The sequence below is a fragment of the Arthrobacter sp. 10L430 genome (assembly GCF_056395245.1).
Genome location: NZ_JBFTJD010000020.1, coordinates 43,760 through 65,493 on the forward strand (window position 1 = coordinate 43,760; position 21,734 = coordinate 65,493).

At 67.0% G+C, this 21,734-nt stretch carries 18 protein-coding genes; 8 read left to right on the top strand and 10 right to left on the bottom strand.

Translation table 11 applies throughout. The annotated features are described in order from the left end of the window. Positions 1–36: 36 nt before the first annotated feature. The 4 genes from AC1DDG_RS16165 to AC1DDG_RS16180 form a co-directional block, all read right to left on the bottom strand. Positions 37–792 (bottom strand): SDR family NAD(P)-dependent oxidoreductase, encoded by a 756-nt coding sequence (locus AC1DDG_RS16165; protein ID WP_476876824.1) that lies wholly within the window; start codon positions 790–792, stop codon positions 37–39. Between the two features lie 211 nt (positions 793–1,003). Further along, positions 1,004–1,804 (bottom strand): IclR family transcriptional regulator, encoded by an 801-nt coding sequence (locus AC1DDG_RS16170; RefSeq protein WP_476876825.1) that lies wholly within the window; start codon positions 1,802–1,804, stop codon positions 1,004–1,006. Between the two features lie 178 nt (positions 1,805–1,982). Continuing rightward, complete coding sequence (locus AC1DDG_RS16175; RefSeq protein ID WP_230117231.1) at positions 1,983–3,233, bottom strand: FAD-dependent oxidoreductase; 1,251 nt, start codon at positions 3,231–3,233, stop codon at positions 1,983–1,985. Then, positions 3,226–4,521: an MFS transporter gene (locus tag AC1DDG_RS16180; protein ID WP_476876826.1), complete on the bottom strand. Its 1,296-nt coding sequence runs from the start codon at positions 4,519–4,521 to the stop codon at positions 3,226–3,228. Before AC1DDG_RS16180 ends, AC1DDG_RS16175 begins: the two co-directional genes overlap by 8 nt. A 48-nt stretch (positions 4,522–4,569) precedes the next feature. Between AC1DDG_RS16180 and AC1DDG_RS16185 the strand changes: the two genes are divergently transcribed. From AC1DDG_RS16185 to AC1DDG_RS16205, 5 genes are all read left to right on the top strand, one after another. Continuing rightward, complete coding sequence (locus AC1DDG_RS16185; protein WP_230117233.1) at positions 4,570–5,367, top strand: IclR family transcriptional regulator; 798 nt, start codon at positions 4,570–4,572, stop codon at positions 5,365–5,367. Positions 5,368–5,490: 123 nt separating this feature from the next. Continuing rightward, a complete protein-coding gene (locus AC1DDG_RS16190) occupies positions 5,491–6,618 on the top strand; it encodes a cupin domain-containing protein (protein WP_476876827.1) in 1,128 nt (375 codons plus the stop codon). After that, entirely contained in the window at positions 6,619–7,455 is an 837-nt protein-coding gene (locus AC1DDG_RS16195; protein ID WP_476876828.1) for a fumarylacetoacetate hydrolase family protein, read from the top strand. After that, a complete protein-coding gene (locus AC1DDG_RS16200) occupies positions 7,455–8,207 on the top strand; it encodes a maleylpyruvate isomerase family mycothiol-dependent enzyme (RefSeq protein WP_476876829.1) in 753 nt (250 codons plus the stop codon). The genes AC1DDG_RS16195 and AC1DDG_RS16200 overlap by 1 nt, the downstream gene beginning before the upstream one ends. 107 nt (positions 8,208–8,314) lie before the next feature. After that, positions 8,315–10,717, top strand: a complete 2,403-nt coding sequence (locus AC1DDG_RS16205; protein ID WP_230117237.1) for a phosphoketolase family protein — start codon at positions 8,315–8,317, stop codon at positions 10,715–10,717. Positions 10,718–10,760: 43 nt separating this feature from the next. Here AC1DDG_RS16205 and AC1DDG_RS16210 read toward each other — a convergent pair whose 3' ends face one another. The 4 genes from AC1DDG_RS16210 to AC1DDG_RS16225 all read right to left on the bottom strand — a co-directional run bounded on the left by AC1DDG_RS16210 (position 10,761) and on the right by AC1DDG_RS16225 (position 14,759). Beyond that, positions 10,761–11,423 carry a hypothetical protein gene (locus AC1DDG_RS16210; protein WP_230117238.1) on the bottom strand — a complete coding sequence of 221 codons (663 nt, stop codon included), beginning with the start codon at positions 11,421–11,423 and terminating at the stop codon, positions 10,761–10,763. A 144-nt stretch (positions 11,424–11,567) separates the two neighbouring features. Continuing rightward, entirely contained in the window at positions 11,568–11,999 is a 432-nt protein-coding gene (locus AC1DDG_RS16215; RefSeq protein ID WP_230117239.1) for a VOC family protein, read from the bottom strand. A gap of 103 nt (positions 12,000–12,102) precedes the next feature. Continuing rightward, positions 12,103–12,777, bottom strand: coding sequence for a response regulator (locus AC1DDG_RS16220; RefSeq protein WP_230117240.1), 675 nt, complete (start codon positions 12,775–12,777; stop codon positions 12,103–12,105). Beyond that, positions 12,774–14,759 (bottom strand): DUF4118 domain-containing protein, encoded by a 1,986-nt coding sequence (locus AC1DDG_RS16225; protein WP_476876830.1) that lies wholly within the window; start codon positions 14,757–14,759, stop codon positions 12,774–12,776. Before AC1DDG_RS16225 ends, AC1DDG_RS16220 begins: the two co-directional genes overlap by 4 nt. A 134-nt stretch (positions 14,760–14,893) precedes the next feature. On the opposite strand from AC1DDG_RS16225, the gene AC1DDG_RS16230 reads away from it, so the two are divergent. Further along, positions 14,894–15,514 (top strand): L-threonylcarbamoyladenylate synthase, encoded by a 621-nt coding sequence (locus tag AC1DDG_RS16230; RefSeq protein WP_056626995.1) that lies wholly within the window; start codon positions 14,894–14,896, stop codon positions 15,512–15,514. Between the two features lie 69 nt (positions 15,515–15,583). Here the strand turns inward: AC1DDG_RS16230 and ligD are convergent, their stop codons facing one another. After that, the gene (gene ligD / locus AC1DDG_RS16235) at positions 15,584–16,606 is read right to left on the bottom strand and encodes a non-homologous end-joining DNA ligase (RefSeq protein WP_476876831.1); all 1,023 of its coding nucleotides are present in this window, start codon (positions 16,604–16,606) and stop codon (positions 15,584–15,586) included. 199 nt (positions 16,607–16,805) lie between these two features. On the opposite strand from ligD, the gene AC1DDG_RS16240 reads away from it, so the two are divergent. Both AC1DDG_RS16240 and AC1DDG_RS16245 read left to right on the top strand, forming a co-directional pair. Beyond that, entirely contained in the window at positions 16,806–18,677 is a 1,872-nt protein-coding gene (locus AC1DDG_RS16240; protein ID WP_476876849.1) for an amylosucrase, read from the top strand. 38 nt (positions 18,678–18,715) lie between these two features. Further along, positions 18,716–19,384 carry an alpha/beta hydrolase family protein gene (locus AC1DDG_RS16245; protein WP_476876832.1) on the top strand — a complete coding sequence of 223 codons (669 nt, stop codon included), beginning with the start codon at positions 18,716–18,718 and terminating at the stop codon, positions 19,382–19,384. 8 nt (positions 19,385–19,392) lie between these two features. Here the strand turns inward: AC1DDG_RS16245 and AC1DDG_RS16250 are convergent, their stop codons facing one another. Next, entirely contained in the window at positions 19,393–21,573 is a 2,181-nt protein-coding gene (locus AC1DDG_RS16250) for an elongation factor G-like protein EF-G2 (RefSeq protein WP_476876833.1), read from the bottom strand. Between the last annotated feature and the right edge of the window lie 161 nt (positions 21,574–21,734).

Below are 21,734 nucleotides of genomic sequence, written 5' to 3' on the forward strand. Positions count from 1 at the left end.
GTGCGGAAGGAATGGTGCGGCGCTCGCAGGCGCGGATCAGACGGCGGTGTAGCCGCCGTCGATCACAAGTTCGGAGCCGGTGGTGAACCGGGACTCGTCGGACGCCAGGTAGAGGACGCCGTAGGCGATTTCGTCCGGCTCGCCCTGCCGGGGCAGCGGGTTGGAGCCCACCAGCTGCCTGTAGTAGCGCTCGGCTCCGACGTCGGACTGCTCCGCGGAGCGCCGGCTCATCCTGGTGTTCATGGATCCGGGATGGATGGAGTTGACGCGGATTCCGTGGGCGCCGTAGGCGGCGGCATCTGATTTGCTCAGGAGCCGGACTGCCCCCTTGGTGGCATGGTAGAGCGGGACGTTGCGGCCGCCGGTGAGCCCGTGGATGGAGGAGAAGTTGATGATGCTCCCGGCCTTGTTTTCCATCATGCCGGGCACCACATGCTTGGTCATGAGCCAGACGCCCTTGACGTTCACGTTGAAGATGAGGTCGAAGTCCGGGACCGAGGCGGTGTGCGATGCTCCTGCCGGGCCGATAATGCCGGCGGCGTTGACCAGGATGTCGGGGGCGCCGAGGTCGTTGCGGATCCTGGCCACCGCGGCGGCGACGCTGTCCTCATTGGTGACGTCGACGTCGTACTCGGTGACACCGCTGTGCCTCACAGCCGGCGGCGTTCCGGCGATGTCCAGGCTGGCCACCTTTGCGCCGTGCTCTGCGAGGAGGCGGACAGTGGCGCTGCCCAGGTCTCCCCTGCCGCCGGTGACCACCGCGGTTTTTCCTGCTACCCGACTGGCGTTCATTGCATGCTCCTCCTGCCGCTCCGATGCGGCTGGTGTGATCGGGCACCGATCCTGCGGGCAGCACGAAACAGAGCCGGGTCGGCTCGTGTGTGGGGTGGGGTGGCCCCGTACGGGGTCTCTACCGGTTCTGCTCCGCAGTGTTTGGTGCGGTTCTTTTACCTCTCACCACAGACTGGCAGGGCGGATGTGAAGGGAACCACATCATTTCCGTTCATCGGTAATCCGGGACGTCCCTGCTCTGCCGCACCGTACCCGTGAGCTGTTCTCGCCGGCCGAGGGACCGGGAAATGCCGCGGGCGGCTGCCATGAGCACGGGGACGCGGGTCTGGATGTTTTCCTCGTTGCGCGGCACCACCACACTCAGGGCTGCAATCACCGTGTTGTCGGGGCCCGTGACCGGTACGGCGATGCCGCTGGATTCGGGAACGATGAATCCGGGCATGGCCGCGTACCCGCGCTGCCGGATCTCAGCCAGCTGCCGGCGGAGGGCCAGCGGGTCTGTGACGGTAGTTTCCGTGTACTTCTTAAGCGGCCGGGACAGGATCCTGTCCTGGTATTCCGGGGCGGAGTGGGCCAGCAGGACCAGGCCTGACGAGGTGCCGTGCAGCGGAAGCCGGCCGGCGATCCGGGTGATGTTGACGATCGACGAGCTGGCGCCGAGCCGCTCGATGTAGAGCACCTCGTCCGAATCGAGGATGCCGAGCGTGGTGGAGTACTGGACTACGGCCTGGACGTCCTCCATGAAGGGCAGGGCGGCCTCGCGGAGTCCGAGCATTCGCGAACTGCGGAAAACGAGTTCCCAGAGGCGCGTGCCGATCTGCACGCCGGCCGGTCCCCGCTCCAGCAGGCCCTCGGACAGCATTTCGTCCACGAGCCGGTAGGTGGTGGTGACGGGCAGTCCGGTGCGGCGGGCGAGGGCCGCGACGGTCATGCTTCGATGGATCTCGTCGAAGGCGCCGACGATCGTGACGAAGCGGCGGATGACGGATTCACCCGAGGATGAATTGGCCACGATGCCTCCTGATCACAGTGCCTCTTGGATAAAGCGCCGTCCTGCACACGGCGCCTTGAACACCGAGCCGCCCGATTCGGTCCATCTCCAGCTTATGGGGACACAGGAAGGCCGGACGCGGTTTTTKCCGCGTCCGGCCTTCCTGGACAAGCTGTTGACGTTGTCGGAACCCGAGGGCTCAGGCGGGCACCCTGACCCGGCCGGCCGGGGCCGAGGCGGCGGGAACGCCGTCGTTGTCCTGGCCGTACAGCCAGTCGTTGTACTGGAAGTCCCCGTCTTTGCGGCTCTTGAAGAGCAGGTTCCGCAGGGTCCGAGCCAGTCCCGAAACGTGCCAGGACTCGCCCCAGACACGCGCGGTGCGCTGGACGCGGGCCGTCCGGGCGGCACGCCGTGCGTTGAAGTCGCTGATGGCCTGGTCCCAGGCGGCTGGGTCCACGCCGTCGTCGGTGAACACCGTGCCGTGGCTGGCGTCCTGCAGCACAGCGGCGTCCTCGAGGGCCTGGCACGCGCCCTGGGCGAGATACTGCAGCATCGGGTGCGCGGCGTCGCCCATCAGGACCATCCGGCCCGCAACCCAGTTTTCGATCGGGTCGCGGTCGTACATGGGCCAGCGGATGCCCGTGGCCAGGTTCTTGAGCGCCTCCTGGACTGCCGGCACACAGTCCTTATAGGCGGCCTGGAGTTCGTCCACGCCGCCGTACTGCTCCTCGCCGCGCTCGAACGACGGCGACTTGAAGACGGCCACGGTGTTCAGCAGTTCGCCCTTGCGCAGCGGGTACTGCACGAGGTGGCAGTCCGGTCCGAGGTAGACGATGACGTCTTCCAGATCGGCCTTGGGGGTGTTCTCCGTGATCGGCACAGTGCCCCGGTAGGCGACGTAGGACGACGAGACGGGGCCGTCCTGCGCAATTGCGGGGCGGAGGGTGGACTTGAGGCCGTCGGCGCCGATCACAACATCGGCTTCGAAGTCGGTGCCCCCGGCGGTGTGGGCCACGCCCCGGCCGTTCACGGTCTCCACGCTTTCCACCATGACGTCGTTGACCAGCCGGACGCCGGCATCCTGGCAAGCTTCCAGGAGGACCCGGTGCAGGTCGCTGCGGTGGATCACGACGTACGGCGCGCCGTAGCGTTCCTCGAACTCGCCGCCGAGCGTCTGGCGGGTGAGCTCCTCGCCGGTGACTGCATCGCGGAAAACAAGGTGCTTGGGCTGGACGCCGATCTCCAGCGCCTTGTCCAGAAGGCCCCACCGCTTCAAAACCCGTGAGGCGTTCGGGGCCATCTGAAGGCCGGCTCCGACCTCGCCGAATTCCGGTGCACGTTCAACGAGCGTCACGTCGGCGCCGTTCTCGCGCAGCGCCAGGGCTCCGGCCAGGCCGGCCATTCCTCCGCCAATAACGAGGACATCGGTGGACGTTTTCCGGTCAGACATTGTGAGCTCCTACTGAGGTTGGGGTTTTTGAATTGATTTTGATTCCGATGGCTCCGAGCAGAACGGCGGCCACGGCGGCCGCTCCCGCGAATGCCAGGAAGTTCGAATTGACGCCCAGGCCGGCTGCGAGCAGCAGCCCACCCACCTGGGGCGCCGCGACGGCACCGATGCGGCCGACGCCGAGTGCCCAGCCCAGCGCGGTGCCGCGGAGGTGCGCCGGGTAGTGGCTGGCCACCGCCGCAATGATCAGGCACTGGGTGCCGTGCGTTCCGACGCCTGCAAGAACCAGCATCAGATAAACGACGGTGACGGGAGGCCCCGCCACCAGGACCACCAGGGCGACGACGGCGACGGCGGCCGCCGCTATCGCCGTCGGAATGGGTCCGAAGCGCGTGCCTGCCCAGGCGGTGATGACCGAGCCGGCGACAGCACCGAGGTTCAGCGCCAGGGCGAACGTCAGTGCTGAGCCAAGGTTGTAGCCCGCAAGCTGCATGAGGTTGGGCAGCCAGGTGCCCAGGCCGTACCAGGCGAAGAGCGTCACCAGGGTGGAAATGGCGAACAGCACGCTCATGCCCAGGTAAGGGGCGCGGAGCAGGAAACCAAAGCCGGCAGGTTCCGTGGCCTGGCCACCGGCACGCACCGGGGCCAGAGTCTCGGGCAGGTAGCGATATCCCAGCGGAATGACAACGAGCAGTGCCAGAACCGCGATGAGGAACATCACCGGCCAGCCAAAGGCAGGAATGAGCGGAATGCCCGCCAGCGCTGCAATGGAGCCGCCGATCGGAACACCGGACATCATCAGGGTGGCAATGGTGGACCGCCATTTTGCCGGCACCAGTTCCGCCACCAGCGCGTTGGCCGAGGGAACCAGCCCGCCGAGCCCGATGCCGGCCAGCAGCCGGAGCCCGCCGAAGACAGGGGCGCTCGGAGCGAAGGCGCACAGGATGGTGAAGGCCGAGAACACGATCGCGCATCCCAGGATCGTCCGGCGGCGCCCGAAGGTGTCAGACATCCGGCCGGCAAATATGGCGCCGATCATCATCCCCAGGAAAGCCATGGAACCGACGGTGCCGGCTGTGGCCTTCGTCAGGCCCCAGCCGGTGTTGTTGATGAGCGACGACTGCACAGTGCCGTACACGATGAGGTCGTAGCCGTCGAAGACGACCAGGAGCCAGCAAACAAGAACTGCCATGGCAGTTTGTTTGGGGAACCGGGACGAGGGCCCGGCCGCCAGGGTTGCGCCGTTGGTGGACCGCTCCGGCGCCGCAGCGGAAGGTATGTGATTCATCCCACCACTGTGGTGGCAGTCGCCATCGGGAACCTATAAAATTCTGTCGTGCAGAACTTGCCCCTCCAGAAGAAACCCACATACTCCATTGAGGCGGTGGACAACGCGCTCCAGCTGCTTCAGTTGCTGCGCGACGGCGGGAGCCTCCGTCTGAAGGATGCGGCGAAGGAGCTCGGGGTTGCGCCCTCCACTGCCCACCGGCTCTTAGCCATGCTGGTGTACCGCGGTTTTGCGGTCCAGGATGAATCCCGCCGCTACGTGCCGGGGCCCGCCATGGGGGCGGGTCCCGCGGGGGTCAGCTGGACGCGGCTTTTGAGAGACCTGGCCCGTCCCCATATGGAGCTGCTGTGCTCCCGGGTGAACGAGACGGTCAACCTGATGATCCGGGTGGGGACAAAGGTCCGGTTCCTGGACACGGTTGAAAGTACCAATGTTCTCCGCGTGGGTGACCGGCAGGGCACAGTGCTGCCGGCCAGCAAGGCGTCGGGCGGCAAGGCGATGCTCGCCGAGCTTGAGCCTGCGATGATCGACCAGCTGTTCCGCAGCCAGAACGCTGAGATCGGCGGCGACAGTATTCCGGACGCTGAGTATCCGGCCTTCCTGCGGGAACTGGAGACCGTCCGCACCAACGGCTTTGCCGCCAACTTCGAAGGGACCGAGGACGGGATCAGCGCCCTGGGCATGGCCCTCCATAACGGGAAGGGCGTAGTGGTAGGCGCCCTCAGCGTCGCCACTCCGGTGGCCAGGTTCCGCAGGCTGTTCGATGCCGGCCTGGTGGCTGTGATGCTGGAGACGCGGCGGCAGCTGGAAATAGACATCGCCGCCAATCCCGCCGAGCCGGGCTAAGCGCTCCCAGCGGGTTACCCCCTAGATAATTCTGGCAGGCAGAATATCGTGGGGATCACATCGGTAGGTCTCTACAGTCGGATGTACGCCCAAACGCTATCCGCACCCACCGAGGAGGCCCCTGTGTCCATCAGCGCCGAGAACGCAACGCAAAAATCAGTTGCCGCCGGGCAGACCGTCCCGGAGCCGACGGCCGAAGAGACCGTCCAGCTCGAGCAGCTGTACCGCGACTTCGAAAGCGGTAACCTGATCCCGCTGTGGACCGAGATCGCGGACCTGATGCCGATGGTCCCGTCCCCGAAGGCCGTGCCGCATGTCTGGCGCTGGAGCGACCTGTACCCGCTGGCCGCCCGCGCCGGGGACCTGGTCCCGGTGGGCCGGGGCGGTGAGCGCCGCGCCATTGCCCTGGCGAACCCGGGCCTGTCCGGTACGCCGTATGCCACGCCTACCCTGTGGGCGGCAATCCAGTACCTCGGCGCCCACGAGACCGCCCCGGAACACCGGCACTCCCAGAACGCGTTCCGGTTCGTCGTGGAGGGCGAAGGCGTCTGGACCGTGGTCAACGGGGATCCGGTGGCAATGCGCCGCGGGGATTTCCTGCTGACGCCGGGCTGGAACTTCCATGGCCACCACAACGACACCGACCAGCCGATGGCTTGGATCGACGGCCTGGACATCCCGTTCGTGCACTATGCGGACGCCGGGTTCTTCGAATTCGGCACCGAACGCGTCACGGACGAGGCCACCCCTGACATTTCCCGGTCCGAACGGCTCTGGGCGCACCCAGGCCTGCGGCCGCTTTCGGGCCTGGATGACACCACGAACTCCCCCATCGCCGCGTACCGCTGGGAGCACACCGACCGGGCCTTGCGCGAGCAACTGCTGCTCGAGGACGAGGGGCATCCGGCCACCGTGTCCCAGGGCCACGCCGCCATCCGGTACTCCAACCCCACCACCGGCGGGGACGTGATGCCCACCATCCGGGCCGAATTCCACCGCCTCCGCGCCGGCGCCACCACCGAGTCGCTGCGCGAGGTCGGCTCCAGTGTCTGGCAGGTCTTCGAGGGCACCGGCACCGTGGTGCTGAACGGCGAAACCAGGACCCTGGCCATGGGCGACCTGTTCGTCGTCCCGTCCTGGCAGGAATGGTCCCTCCAGGCCGAGACGGAGTTTGACCTGTTCCGCTTCAGCGACGCCCCCATCCTCGAACGCCTGAACTTCAACCGCACCTACACCGAAGGACGCAAGTAAATGAGACTCCTTACCCTCCGCCTCTCCATTGGGGATAAAACTGGAACCACGGCCGTCCGCCAGGACGGCGACACCCTCACCGAAATCGACGGCTTCGCCGACGTCGGGGAACTCCTCCGCGACTCCGCCTGGGAAGAGAAGGCAAAGGCGGCCAGCGGCGCAACGCACCCGCTCGACGGCGCCGACCTCGCCGCCGTCGTCCCTGCCCCGGGCAAGATCATCTGCGTGGGCCACAACTACCGCAACCACATCAAGGAAATGGGCCGGGATATCCCGGAGTACCCCACCCTGTTCGCGAAGTACCAGGAATCCCTGATCGGCCCCAACGATGACCTGGCCCTCCCGCAGGAGTCGGACACCGTGGACTGGGAAGCCGAGCTCGCCGTCGTGATCGGCAAGAAGGGCCGCCGGATCAGCGAAGCGGACGCCGCAGAGCACATCGCCGGCTACTCCGTGCTGAATGACATCAGCATGCGCGACTACCAGTTCCGCACCATCCAGTGGCTCCAGGGCAAGACCTGGGAGAACAGCACTCCGTTCGGTCCGGCCCTGGTGACCAAGGATGAGTTCTCCGCCGGTCCGCTGATGACCTCCGCAGTGGACGGCGAGATCCAGCAGCAGACCCCCACCGGCGACCTCGTCTTCACCCCGGAATTCCTGGTCTCCTACATCTCCACCATCATCACGCTGAACCCCGGCGACGTCATCGCCACCGGCACGCCCGGCGGGGTGGGCCACGCCCAGGACCCCAAGCGGTACCTGCAGGAAGGCCAGGTCCTCGTGACCACCATCAAGGGCCTGGGCCAGCTGAACAACCGCGTGGTCAAGGAAGCCTGATGGCCGCCCGCACCGACCAGACCACGGACCCGGAGCTGCTCGAGGGGCTGCTGCAGGCGCGTCGGGGCACGGCGTTCTTCGCCCGCAAACTCAACGAACTCTCCGACCAGGACCTCGACGGTGATTCGCTGCTGCCCGGCTGGACCCGACGCCACGTCACGGCGCACATCGGCTACAACGCGCGGGCCATCGCGCGGCTGGTCGAGTGGGCGGGCACCGGCGTGGAGACACCCATGTACGCCTCCACGTCGGTGCGGGACCACGAAATCGACTTCGGTGCCACGCTCAGCCCCATCGCGCTGCGGAACCTCTTCGACCATTCCGCCGTGCACCTGAACGTCGAGTGGCGCGACCTGCCCGAGGACGCCTGGCACCACAAGGTCAAGACCGTCCAGGGCCGGACCGTCCGCGCCGAGGAGACAGTGTGGATGCGCACCCGCGAAGTCTGGGTCCACGCCGTCGACCTGAACAACGGCGCCACCTTCACCGACATCCCCGCACCGGTACTCAGTCGGCTGCTGAAGGACATCGCCGGCGCCTGGCACACCCGCGGCACCGATACAGGGCTCCTCATCAAGGTGACGGGGACCGAGCTCACGTTCGGCGACACCGGGGCGGACGCGCCGCTGGTGATCTCGGGCACGCTCGCAGACGTGGTCCGCTGGGCCACCGGCCGCGGCATCTCCGGTGTCACCGCCGAACAGAACGGAACAGTCCTACCCGAGGTGCCGGCAGCACCGAACTGGATCTGATCTCACCTTCTTGACGTCGACCCCACCTTGCCGCGGATTGGGCCGCCAACTCCGGGGTTAGACTGTGGCCGTCAACGCTGGAGCAGATCCGACGAGAGGCACGGGGCATGGGCACGGACAACACCGACGCAGCCGAAGCACTATCGGCTGAAGATCTTGAGCTGCTGCACCGGTACTGGAATGCCGCCAACTACCTCACGGTGGCGCAAATCTACCTCCAGGAGAATCCGCTGCTCCGTGAACCGCTGGAATCCCTCCACATCAAACCGAGGCTTCTCGGGCACTGGGGCACAGGACCGGGGCTGTCCCTGGTCTACGTCCACCTCAACCGGCTGATCAGCAGGACGGCCGCGAACGTCCTTTTCATCGCCGGCCCGGGACACGGCGGCCCATCGGTGGTGGCGAACGTGTATTTGGAAGGCACCTACTCCGAGATTTATCCGGACATCAGCCAGGACCTTGCCGGCCTGAGGCGGCTGGCACGGCAGTTCTCGACGCCAGGAGGGGTCGGCAGCCACGTCGGGCCCGCCACGCCGGGATCCATCCACGAAGGCGGTGAGCTGGGGTACTCGCTCATGCACGGCACCGGGGCGGTCATGGACAACCCGGACTTGATTGCCGCCTGCGTGATCGGTGACGGCGAGGCCGAGACTGGACCGCTGGCCGCTTCCTGGGTGGCTCCGTTTTTCCTCAATCCCGCCAGGGACGGCGCTGTCCTGCCGATCCTCCACCTCAATGGGCACAAGATTTCGGGGCCCACGGTGCTGGGGCGCCGCTCCGACGAGGAGGTGGAGGCGCTCCTGCGGGCGAACGGCTGGGATCCGGTCACCGTTGCGGGCGACGAGCCCGACGCCGTCCACCGGGCCATGGCGGCCGCGCTGGACGGTGCCTATGCCACCATCCGGGAAGTCCAGGCGGACGCCCGCAGCAACGGTGTCACAGCCGCGGCCCGCTGGCCCGCGATCATCCTGCGGACACCCAAGGGCTGGACGGGTCCGGAATCGGTGGATGGCAGCCCGGTGGAGGGAACCTTCCGTTCCCACCAGGTTCCGCTGTCCGGCGTCAAGGACAATCCGGAACACCTCGCGCTGCTCGAACAGTGGATGCGTTCCTACAGACCCGAAGAGCTGTTCGACGCCGAGGGGAGGCTCGTTCCTGAGCTGGCCGCGCTCGCGCCCAAAGGCAGGCTGAGGATGGGATCTGCGCCGTGGGCCAACGGCCAGCCGTCGGTGCCGCTCGTCATCCCGGATCTGGCGCAGTACGCGGTGGAGCCGGGCCGGCCCGGCTCCACCAGCAGTGAGACCACCAAACCGCTCGGGGAACTGTTCCGCGATCTCTACCGCGCCACAGAAGATATGCCCCGGTTCCGGCTCTTCTGCCCTGACGAGACCAACAGCAACCGCCTGGGCGACGTGTTCGCGGCGACCGACAGGTGCCTCCTGGTTCCGCCGAAGGCCGGGGATGCTCCGGCGGATCATGTCTCCGCTGACGGACGGGTGATGGAGGTGCTGTCTGAGCATCTCTGCCAGGGCTGGCTGGAAGGCTACGCCCTGACCGGCCGGCACGGGTTCTTCGCCAGCTATGAGGCGTTCGCCATGGTCAGCGCCTCGATGGCCGTCCAGCATGCCAAGTGGCTGCAGCATGCGCGTGACCTCGAATGGCGCTCCCCCGTTCCCAGCCTCAACATCCTGCTGACCTCAACGTGCTGGCGCAATGACCACAACGGCTTCAGCCACCAGGGCCCGGGCCTGATCGATACCGTGCTTTCACTCTCGGGCGAGGTGACGAGGATCTATCTGCCGCCGGACACCAACACGCTGCTCGTGGCCGCGGAGCACGCACTGCTGAGCACGGACTACGTCAACCTCGTCGTCGTGGACAAGCAATCCCATCCGCAGTACCTCACCCTGGCGGAAGCGCGGGCCCACGCCGCGGCCGGTGCATCGCGGTGGGACTGGGCCGGCAACGAGGAGCCGGCGACCACCGCCGATCCTGACCTTGTCCTGGCCTGCGCCGGGGACATCCCCACGGAGGAGGCGCTGGCCGCGGCCTGGCTGCTTCAGCGTCACGTGCCCCAGGCCCGGATCCGCGTGGTCAACGTCATGGACGCCATGGTGCTGCCGCCCCGGGACACCCACCCGCATGGCCTCGACGACACTGCGTTCAGCCGCCTGTTTACCGACAAGTGCGATGTCGTTGTCGCCTGGCACGGTTACGCCCGCTCGTTCCACCAGCTGCTGCATGGGCGTCCCAACCCGGAACGGTTCCACGTCCGGGGCTACAGCCAGCAGGGAACCACCACCACACCTTTCGACATGGTGGTGGTCAACAGAATGAGCCGTTACCACCTGGCGCTGGAAGCACTGCGACGGCTGCCCCGGGAGCTCCCGGGAGCGGAGGACCTGGCTGATCATTGCAACCGGCAGCTGGCAGCCCACGCCGAGTATATTCGTGAGCACTTTGAGGATCTTCCGGAGATCCGCGAGTGGGCCTGGAGCCCTCCCCGCTGAGCGCTCCCGCCTGACCGCCCCCGCCTGGCCGCCCGCGATGGTTTCAGGAGGCGGCGTCCAGCATCCCCGCGATCTTCGCTTCCAGCGCCGCCCGGGTGGCGTCCGGCAGGGCGATCAGACCGTCCAGCTCCCGCCGCGCCCGCTTATAGGCGGTCTGTCGCTCGGCGGGCGTAGCGGCCTTATCCTCAGCGATCCGCAGCAACTTCCGGGCGGTGGCCAGACGCTGGCGCTCTGGCCCGGAAAAGTTGCTGTCCTTGATTCTCCGTGCCTCCCGCTCGGCGACGTCAAAGGCGACTTCGTATCCGCGCACGGCCGCCCGGTACTCATCGAGGCGCGACCTGCTCTCCACATCCCCCGGACCGGCAGGACGCAGTCCGTCCGCTTCCCGCTTTGCCCTCAGGAACGCGACAGTCAGGGGCTCCCGGACATCCGTCATGACCGGATAGTCGATAAGCTTTCCGACATCAAGCTCATAGTCGAGCCACCTGCTGTTCACGTCATCATGTGCGGCCAGCAGTGCCGCCACTTCGGACTCGCTGGCTCGTTCTGCGGTCACTGCCTGGTTCCTGAGCCGGTAGAGCTCGATCCTGCGCTGGTGCCTGCGCTCGCTCGCTTTGGACCATGATCGGGTCCAGCCACCGACCAGCCCGCTCAGTGGAAAAACGAGCCACCAGTAGTGGGCAAGGAAATCAAGGATAGGCTGCACGCATCCATCGTTGCACCGGGCCGCCCGTACCTCAAGGGAACGGCGGGCAACCGGCCGTGGTGAAGTGATCGACTGGTGAAATGGTCGACTGGTGAGATCCTTCAGGTGCCGGTTGCGCCGCCGTAACGTTGCGCCGCTGCGCTGTTAAGAAGCAGGCGCTGCCTGCGAACCCGCGATGTTCACCAGCCACGCAACGCCGAACCTGTCGGTACACATGCCGAAGGTGTCACCCCACGGCGCCTGTTCAAGCGGCACTGTGACGGAGCCGCCGTCGACCGACAGCTTGTCCCAGTAGCCGCGCAGCTCAGCGTCGTCGTCGCCACTGAGAGAGACCGAGATGGTGTTCCCCGGCGTGTAGTCCATGGAGTTGGGCGTATCGGCGCCCATGAGGACCATACCGGTGTCCGTGGTCAGCATTCCGTGCATGATCTTGTCCGCTTCGGAGGGGTCCTGGCTGGCCTGGAAATCCCCGAACGAGCTGAGAACCAGATCTCCGCCGAAGACAGACTGGTAGAAGGTCATCGCGTCGCGGGCGTTGTCGCGGAAGCCAAGGTACGGGTTGAGCACAGTGGGCACAGGATTCTCCTTAAGGGCTGAACTGGTGAGGTGCCACGTCTGTGGCGGACCGCACTACACATGTTGCCCCAATCCGGCTGCGCTTCATAGGGCTTCGCTGGGCTCAGGGCCGGAACCGGTAGCCGATGCCCGCTTCGGTCAGCAGATGCCGCGGGTTACCGGTGTCTACCTCGAGCTTGCGCCGGAGCTGCGCGATGTACACCCGCAGGTAGTTGGCTTCCTTCTCGTAGGCAGGTCCCCAGACTGTCGCCAGGATCTGCTGCTGCGTAATGAGCTTCCCCGGGTTGCGGACAAGCAGTTCAAGGATGCTCCATTCGGTCGGAGTGAGCCGCACGGGCTGTCCGTTCCGTGTGACGAGCCGCTGCCCCAGGTCCACGGTGAACTCGGCCGTCGTCACCTTGGGTTCGGCCTCCGGCCCGGGAGCCCGTCGCCGCAGGGCGCGCAGCCGGGCCAGGAGTTCCTCAAGGCCGAACGGCTTGGTGATGTAGTCATCTGCCCCCGCGTCGAGGGCTTCCACTTTGTCGGCGGAACCGTGCCGCGCCGAGAGCACCAGGACAGGCGCGGCGCTCCAGCGGCGGAGCTCCCGGAGCACCTCAGCTCCGTCCATGTCCGGCAGACCGAGATCCAGGACCACGAGGGCCGGCGGGTGCTGTGACGCCGCCAGCAAGGCCGACCTGCCGTCGGCAGCAGTGTCCACGCTGTACCCGTGGGCTTGCAGGGTTATCCGAAGGGCCTTCAGCAGATGCTGGTCATCGTCCACCACCAGTACTCCGGTCACAGGGCCGCCTCCCTGGGGTAGTCCGCGCCGCTGCCGGCCGCCGAATCCGGGAACCCGGCCCCGCCGGTCCCGCCCACGGGGCCGGCAGACAGGGGAAGCCGGAGAACCATGGTCAGGCCCCCGCCGGGGGTTTCGGTGGCAGAAAGTTCGCCTCCCATCGCGGTAACGAATCCCTTGGCAACGGCGAGGCCAAGGCCCACGCCGGTGGTCTGCGGCACGTCATCCAGCCGCTGGAACGGCCTGAACATATCCACCACATTCCGGGCAGGCACGCCGCTTCCGTGATCGATGATTCGGAGCTCGCCCGCGGGACGTCCTTCAAGGTCGGACAGGCTCAGGCCTCCTGGCACCCCGCTGACAACGACGTCCGAACCGGGCGCGTACTTGACTGCGTTCTCGGCAATGTTGGCGATGACGCGTTCCAGCAATCCCGGATCAGCATCAACAGCCGGCATGTTGGCCGCAAGTTCCACCCGCACTGCGCCGTCGGGAAGTCCCCGGAGGGCCGGAGGAACCACTTCGGACCACCGGACGGGCCTGAGCAGCGGCCGTACCGAGTCGGCCGTGATCCTTGACATGTCCAGGAGGTTTCCCACCAGGACATCGAGCCGGTCCGTGCATTCATCGATGGTTTCCAACAGTTCCTTTTCCTCCCCCGGGCTGTACGTCACTGCCGTTTGGAGGAGGCCGCCCACCGCGAGCTTAATCCCGGCCAGCGGCGTCCGGAGGTCATGGGACACAGCCCGCAGAATCGCTGTGCGCATGGTGTTCCCTTCGGCCAGCCGCACAACCTCGAGGCGGCTGGCTGCCAGTTGCTGGCGTTCAAGCTGGGCCATCACGTGGACCGCGAACGCACCCAGCAGCCGGCTTTCGGCGGCCGGCACGGTCCGGCCGAACAGCACGAGCCAGGTTCCGCCGTCGAGCTTTTCCACCGTGTTGCCGGCGAAATCGGCGCCGCCGCGCTCCCGTTCCGTCAACTCGCCGGCGCTCGCGAGCAGCCGCAGCTTGTCACCCCCGGCGTCCCCCGGCGGCGGGGCGTGGCCGGCGGCGTCCGGGACTCCTGTGGCACCGGTTGCTCCACCGTCGACGGCGAACACTCCGGCACCTCTGGCACCAAACACATCCAGTGCCTGCGTCAGCAGGCCGTTGACGGTGTCCTCCGAACGGGAGGCGCCAAGGGCGAGATCGCCGAGCGTTGTCGCCTCTGCACGGGCCCGCGCAGCCTCCTTGGAGCGCCGGGCCGACCTGTCCACCACGCCTGCCACCGCCACGGATACTCCGACGAACACGCCCAGGGACAGCAGGTCCTGGGGGTCGCTGATGGCGAGGTCGCCCAGCGGCGGCGTGGAGAAATAATTGACCAGCAGGCTGCTCCAGAGCGCTCCGGCGACGGCGGGCCACAGCCCGCCGACCAGCGCGACCGCCACGGCGCCCGCCAGCTGAAGCAGCGCGGCGGTAGCCACACTGTGGTCAGCCATGGCGAGCAGCGACTGCACAACAACCGGAACAGTGGCCGCCAGCCCAAATCCGATGCCGACCCGCACGCGGCCGAGCTCCCATTGCCGTGCACGGTTGCCGGGACGTCCAGCGAGGGGGCGGGAAACGACCTGGACGTCGATGTCGCCGGCGCCACGCACCACCCGCGTATCCACGCTGGCACCCCGCAGGAACCCTGCCATCCGCCGGCGGCGCGACTGCCCGATGACCACCCGGGTGGCGCCGGCGTTGGCGGCGAAATCGAGGAGGGCCCGGGCGGGGTCGGATGCGGCGACCGTGTGGTAGCTGCCACCGAGCTCAATCGCCATCCGGCGCTGGGATTCAAGGGCCCGGGGCGACTCGCCCGTGACGTCGTCGGAAGAGCGGATGTGCACAGCAAGCAGCTCTCCGCCCTGTGCTCCGTCGAGGATCCTGGCGGCGCGGCGGATCAGGGTCTCCCCCTCATCGCTGCCGGCCAGGCCAATGACAATCCGTTCCCGTGCCATGCCGCCATTCTTTCACTTGGCCGGCGTCGTTGAAGCGCCCGTGCGGGCGGGATCAATAGGCGTGCGCCAGCGGCTGTTTCCTGGGCGCAGATGGGATGAGTGCGTGAACCTCGTGCGGGCCGTAGGCTCTTGGCATGGCGAGATACTTTGATGTTCACCCCGAGGACCCACAGCCGCGCGCAATTTCCCAGATCGTGGATCTCCTTCATTCGGGCGGCCTGATCGCCTATCCCACAGACTCGTGCTACGCCCTCGGGGCGCAGCTGGGCAACAAAGAGGCGCTGGACAGGATCCGCACCATCCGCCAGCTCGACAGCAAGCACCACTTCACGCTGGTCTGCCGGGACTTCGCACAGCTGGGTCAGTTCGTGAACATCGGCAATGACGTGTTCCGCAGCATCAAATCTGTCACGCCGGGCAGCTACACCTTTATCCTGCCCGCCACGAAGGAGGTGCCCCGCAGGTTGCTGCACCCGAAGAAAAAGACCGTGGGCGTGCGCATTCCGGACCACAACTTTGTGCAGGCCCTCCTGGCCGAGCTGGGGGAACCGCTGCTGTCCAGCACGCTGCTGCTGCCGGACGAGGAGGATCCGCTGACGCAGGGCTGGGAAATCAAGGAGCGGCTCGATCACGTGGTGGACGCCGTGGTCGACTCCGGCGACTGCGGCGCGGAGCCGACCACCGTCGTCGACTTCTCGAGCGGCGTGGCCGAGGTGGTGCGCCGGGGAACCGGCGATCCCTCGCGCTTCGAGTAGGACACCCGATCGCCTGACCGCGCGGACGGTGCGCGCCGGCGCCCGCTGCCGCCCATGCGGCTTGTGGGCTTACTCCGGCTTCTTGGCCCGGCTCGGCTGGACGCGCGGCGGCTCGCCGGGCATCTTCGGGTAGTCCGGCGGAAAGGGCAGCTCGCCCAGTCCGTTCTTAAGGTCCCGATCCCACCACGCCAGCAGGTCGTCGAGGGTCCCGGGCTTCGCGTTCATGTCCGCCCAGGGATCCCCCACGGTTTTCAGCCGTTCCGGCACCGTGAGGATAGTGAAGTCCTTGGGATTGACGCTCTCCAGTTCGTCCCAGGTGATCGGACAGGAAACAGGGGCGTGCGGGAGCGCGCGGGGACTGTACGCCCCGGCGATGGTGCGGTCGCGGTTGGCCTGGTTGAAGTCCAGGAAGACCCGTTCGCCGCGCTCTTCCTTCCACCAGTTCGTGGTGACCTTCTCCGGCATCCGCCGCTCGAGCTCCCTTGCCGCAGCAATGACGGCGTGGCGCACGTCCTGGAATTCGCGAGTCGGCTCGATGGGGGCATAGACATGCAGGCCGCGGTTGCCCGACGTCTTGATGAAGGCGGTCAGGCCCACCTCCGACAGCACGTCCCTCAGCGCCAGGGCGGCGGGGACGGCATCGTCAAAGTCGGTGCCGGGCTGGGGGTCAAGGTCGATGCGCAGCTGGTCCGGGTTGTCCGAGTTTTCCGCACGGGACGGCCACGGGTGGAAGACGACGGTGTTCATCTGCACCGCCCACACCGCGGCCGCGGGTTCGTCCAGTACCAGCTGGGGATGCGAGCGCGCGCTCGGATAGATCACCTTGACGGACCGGATGAAGTCCGGGGTCCCCTTGGGAGGATTCTTGGAGAAGAACTGCTCGCCGTCGACGTTCTCCGAAAACCGCTGGAGTGACACCGGCCGGTCACCGTTTGCCGCGATGAAGGCCTCCCCGACGTCCACGATGTAGCGGGCGAGGTCGAGTTTCGTCAGTCCCAACTCCGGCCACAGGACTCTGCTGGGACTCGAGATCCGCATGTCCCGGGACCCGTTCGGTCCGTCAACGGTAAGGATGGTCTGTTCGCTGGCCATGGGGACAACCTACCCCGCGTGACCCGCGGCGTCAGCACCTTGGCGGGCCCAGGGAAGAAACACGTGCCTCCTCTCTGGGCAGCCGCGGGCGCATCTGTAAGGATGTGAACTGATTGGGGCGCCGTCGGGGCCGGGAATAGTCGAAGGGGACCTCTCTATGGTTGAATCCGCGAGTCTGGACCAGATATCGGGCCGGCATATGCTGAGCGTCGTCGCCGGGCAAGCCGGAATCCGGCCCGGCGACCCGGACTGGGCGGACTTCGAGCGGCGCTTCGACCGCCATTTCCCAGATCTGTCCAGGCTGTTCCACTCGCTCTACGGCTCACGGCCGGACTTTCAGGACCAGCTGACTTCCCTGGTCATCGAGACTGCCCGCTCATGGAAGGCAAGGCCGGCAGACCTGAAGGTCCTCGACACCGAGCGGGAGGGCAGCAGCGACTGGTTCCAGTCCAACCGCATGCTTGGCGGCGTCTGCTATGTGGACCGGTACGCCGCCGACCTGGACGGCGTCCGCGCACGGATCCCCTATTTCAAGGAACTCGGCCTGACATACCTGCACCTGATGCCGCTGTTCCTGGCGCCCGAACCGCTGTCCGACGGCGGATACGCCGTGTCCAGCTACCGGGAGGTCAACCCCAGGCTCGGCACCATGGACCAGCTGCGCGACCTGGCCGCCCATCTCCGCGCGAACGGCATCAGCCTGGTGGTCGACTTCATTTTCAACCACACCTCCAATGAGCACGAATGGGCCCGCAAGGCAGCCCAAGGCGATCCGCGCTACAGCGGCTACTACTGGATGTTCCCCGAACGGACCATGCCTGACGCCTTCGAGCAGCACGTGCGGGAGATCTTCCCGGAAGACCATCAAGGCTCTTTCGTGCAGCTGCCTGACGGCCGGTGGGTGTGGGCGACGTTCCACAGCTTCCAGTGGGATCTGAACTACTCCAACCCGGAAGTCTTCCGGGCCATGGCCGCGGAGATGCTCTTTCTGGCCAATCAGGGCGTGGATATCCTGCGGATGGATGCCGTGGCGTTCGTCTGGAAGCAGCTCGGAACTCCGTGCGAGAACCTGCCGGAGGCCCACACGCTGTTGCAGGCCTTCAACGCCGTCTGCCGGATCGCCGCCCCGTCACTGCTCTTCAAGTCCGAGGCCATCGTGCACCCGGACGAGGTGGCGCTGTACATCGATGCGGCCGAGTGCCAGCTCTCCTATAACCCACTGCAAATGGCGCTCATCTGGGAGGCGCTGGCCACCCGCGACGTTTCCCTGTTGGCGCAGGCGCTGGAGCGCCGGCACAACATGCCGCCCGGAACCTCCTGGGTTAATTACGTCCGCAGCCACGACGATATCGGCTGGACGTTTGCCGATGAGGATGCGGCCGAGCTGGGCATCAACGGCTTCGACCACCGACGCTTCCTGAATTCGTTCTACGTCAACCGATTCCCGGGCAGCTTCGCCCGGGGTGTGCCCTTCCAGGACAACCCGCGCACGGGTGACTGCCGCATCTCCGGGACCACGGCCTCCCTGTGCGGGCTGGAGGACGGTTCGGCCGAAGCGATCCGCAGGATCCTGCTCGCCCATTCGGTCGCGTTCAGCACCGGCGGCATCCCCCTGCTGTATCTCGGTGACGAGGTGGGCCAACTCAATGACGACCAGTATGCGCTCGAGGACGGCCACGAAGCGGATAGCCGCTGGGTGCACCGGCCGCAGTTTCCCGCCGAGCGCTACGCGCACCGCACCGAACCGTCCACTCCCGAAGGTGCCATCTTTGCCGGGCTGCGGCGGATGATAGCCGTCCGCGGCAGCGCCCCTGAATTGGCAGGGACCCGTCTCATTCCCTTCGCCACCAACAACCCGGGGGTGCTGGGCTACCAGCGGCCGGGCGAAGGGACGCGGATCCTTGCCCTGGCCAACTTCAGTGACCAGCCGCAGGTGATTTCGGCGGAAACCCTGTTCGGCTTTGAGGCTGAGGCAGTGGACGTCCTTGCGGACGCTCCTGTCCGCATCGATCAGGGATTTGTACTTCGCCCGCAGGATTACGTCTGGCTCAGGGTGGTGCCGGCCGGCTGAGCAGGCGTGTTTCGGCGGCGATCCGGCATGATGGACTCATGCCTGTTGCTGAATCCCCCCTCACCCTCACTGTGGGCGACGTCCAGGTTTCCGGCGTTTATGCCCGGCCCGAGAACCCCTTCTCAACGCTTGTGGTGGCCCACGGTGCTGGGGCGGGCATGGAACATCCGTTCCTGCAGGGCTTCACGCGCGCCCTGAACGACGACGGCGTCGCCACCTTGCGCTTCAACTTCCCCTACCGTGAGGCAGGCAGGAAGTTCCCCGACCGTCCGCCGGTGGCCATCGCCGCATGGCGGGCGGCCATGGATGCGGCCAGGGCGGCCGCATCCAACGGGGGGCCGGTGTGGGCGGCGGGCAAGTCCTTCGGCGGCCGCATGGCCTCGATGGCTGTGGCCGACGGGATGCGGGCCACGGGGCTCGTGTATCTCGGTTACCCGCTGCATCCGCCGGGCAAACCGGAGAAACTGCGCGATGAGCACCTCTACGGCCTGGAACTGCCCATGCTGTTCCTGCAGGGCACGCGGGACACCTTCGCGACGGCCGAGCTACTCGAGGGTGTGGTTGCCCGCATCGGCCAGGCCGCGATCCTGGAATGGTGCGAGGGCGGCGACCACTCCTTCGCTGTGGCCGGCAAGAAGCGCAGCGCAGAAGACGTCGGCGCCTCGCTGGCTTCCACTGTCGCGGCCTTCATGCGCGCCAACGGCTGACCCGGGCATCACGCGTTCGGGGCGGCCGACGTCGCGCTCGCCGGCACCGGCTCGTGCCGCAGGTAGCTGCGCCGGAAGCGGCCGGTTCCTGCTGTGATCGCGCGCAACTGGACGGCGTAACGCAGCAGCTCGCCGTCCGGCACCTCTGCGGTGACTTCCGTGCGTTCCCCGCCTGCCGACGTCGTTCCTGTCAGCCGCCCGCGGCGGGAGGACAGATCACTCATCACCGGCCCGACGAACTCGTCGGGGGTACTGATGGTCACCGACGAGACAGGCTCGAGCAGCTGGATCCGTCCTGCGGCGGCGGCCTCACGCAGCGCCAGCGCGCCGGCGGACTGGAACGCAGCATCCGACGAGTCCACACTGTGTGCCTTGCCCCCGATGAGCGTCACCCTGATGTCGACCACCGGGAAACCGGCCGACACGCCTCGCTGCATCTGGGCACGGACGCCCTTCTCAACGGACGGTATATATTGCCCGGGAACCACCCCGCCCACGGTCTTGTCGACAAACTCAAACCCTGCGCCGCGCTCAAGGGGCTCCACTTCGATGTCGCAAATCGCGTACTGCCCATGACCGCCGGATTGCTTGACATGGCGTCCATGGCCGGCCGCGCGTGCGACGAACGTTTCGCGCAGGGGCGTCACCACCGGGACGGTCTGCAATTTCACGCCCTGGTCGCGCAGCCGGTCAAGCACCACCTCGCCGTGGGCTTCCCCCATGCACCACAGGATCAGCTGGTGGGTCTCGGAATTGCGTTCCACCCTCAGGGTCGGATCGCCGGCGGCAACCTTCCCGAGGCTCTTGGCGAGAGCGTCTTCGTCACTGCGCGTGGCCGCTTCAACGGCGACAGGCATCAGCGGCTCAGGCATGTTCCACGACTTCACCAGCAGCGGATGGTCCTTGGCTGAGACGGTGTCGCCCGTCTCGGCGTTCGCCAACTTTGCGATGGCGCAGATATCTCCGGCCACGCAGTAGGGCACGGGCTTCAGGCTGGCTCCGGCCGGCGAGTACAGGTGCGTGAGGCGTTCGTCGCTGTCATGGTCCTCGTGGCCCCGCTCTGACAACCCGCGTCCCCCGACGTGCACCGCCGAGTCCTCCCGCAGCGTGCCGGAGAACACGCGCACCAGGCAGACCCGCCCCAGGAAGGGGTCGATGGTGGTGCGCACCACCTCGCCGGCCAGCGGCCCGGCAGGATCACACGCCAGCGGCCCGGCGGGAATGCCGGCGAGATCCGTCACCGCGGGCAGGTCACGCTCTGCCGGCGACGGGAACGCACGGGTCAGCGTCTCCAGGAGTTCCGTTATGCCCAGTCCCGTCTCCGCCGACGTGGCGAGTACGGGAAAGAAGGACCCCCGGGCAACGGCGGTCTCGAGGTCGCCCACCAGGACGTCGACGTCGATCTGCTCGCCGCCGAGATAGCGGTCCATCAGCGACTCGTCCTCGCTCTCCGAGATGATCCCCTCTATCAGCGCGCCGCGGGCGGTCTCCGACGCGGCCAGCTCCTCAGCGGTGGCGTCCCTCACGGCCGGGACCGGTTCGCCGGCGGTGTACTCCGAAACGGTGCCGGAGAGCATTCCCAGCAGTCCGGTGCCCGTGGTCCCTGTGCCCAGGGGAAGGTACGCCGGGACCACCGAGTCGCCGAAGGCACGCTGGCAGGCGGCGACGGTCGCTTCGAAATTTGCCCGCGGATGGTCTAGCCGGCTGATGACCACTGCCCGCGGCATTCCGACCTGGTCGCACTCGGCCCACAGCGCCGTGGTCGCCGCATCGATTCCGTCCGAGGCCGACACCACGAAGAGCGCAGCATCGGCGGCGCGCAGTCCGGCTCGCAGCTCCCCGGTGAAATCGCCGTAGCCGGGCGTGTCGAGCAGGTTCACCTTGACGCCGTCGAACACCAGTGGCGCCACTGAGAGCACAACCGAGCGCTGCTGGTGGATTTCAGAGGGCTCCGCATCGCTGACCGTGTTGCCGTCCTCGATCGAGCCCATCCGGGATATGACGCCGGTGGCTGCCAGCAGGGACTCGACGAGCATGGTCTTTCCAGCGCCCGAGTGGCCCACGAGTGCCACGTTGCGGACCTTCTCCGGCGCACCGGCCGGCGCCCCCGCCGACGCATCGGCACGCCGGAGATCCGAACTGCCGCGGCCGGGGCTCTTGCCCCGGCCATTTGTGCCTTTCACCGACATGACCGTCTCCTGGCGTCGTAGTCGTCGGTCCGCAGCCGACCCTTGTTAGAGATTCGACACCCTGGGACGGCGTTTGAGCAAGAGGGCGGAGAGCGTGCGGCCCGGGACGCGAGCAGCGAGATATTGCCGGCCGGCGAGGAGGATCTCCGGTCAGCCCTGCC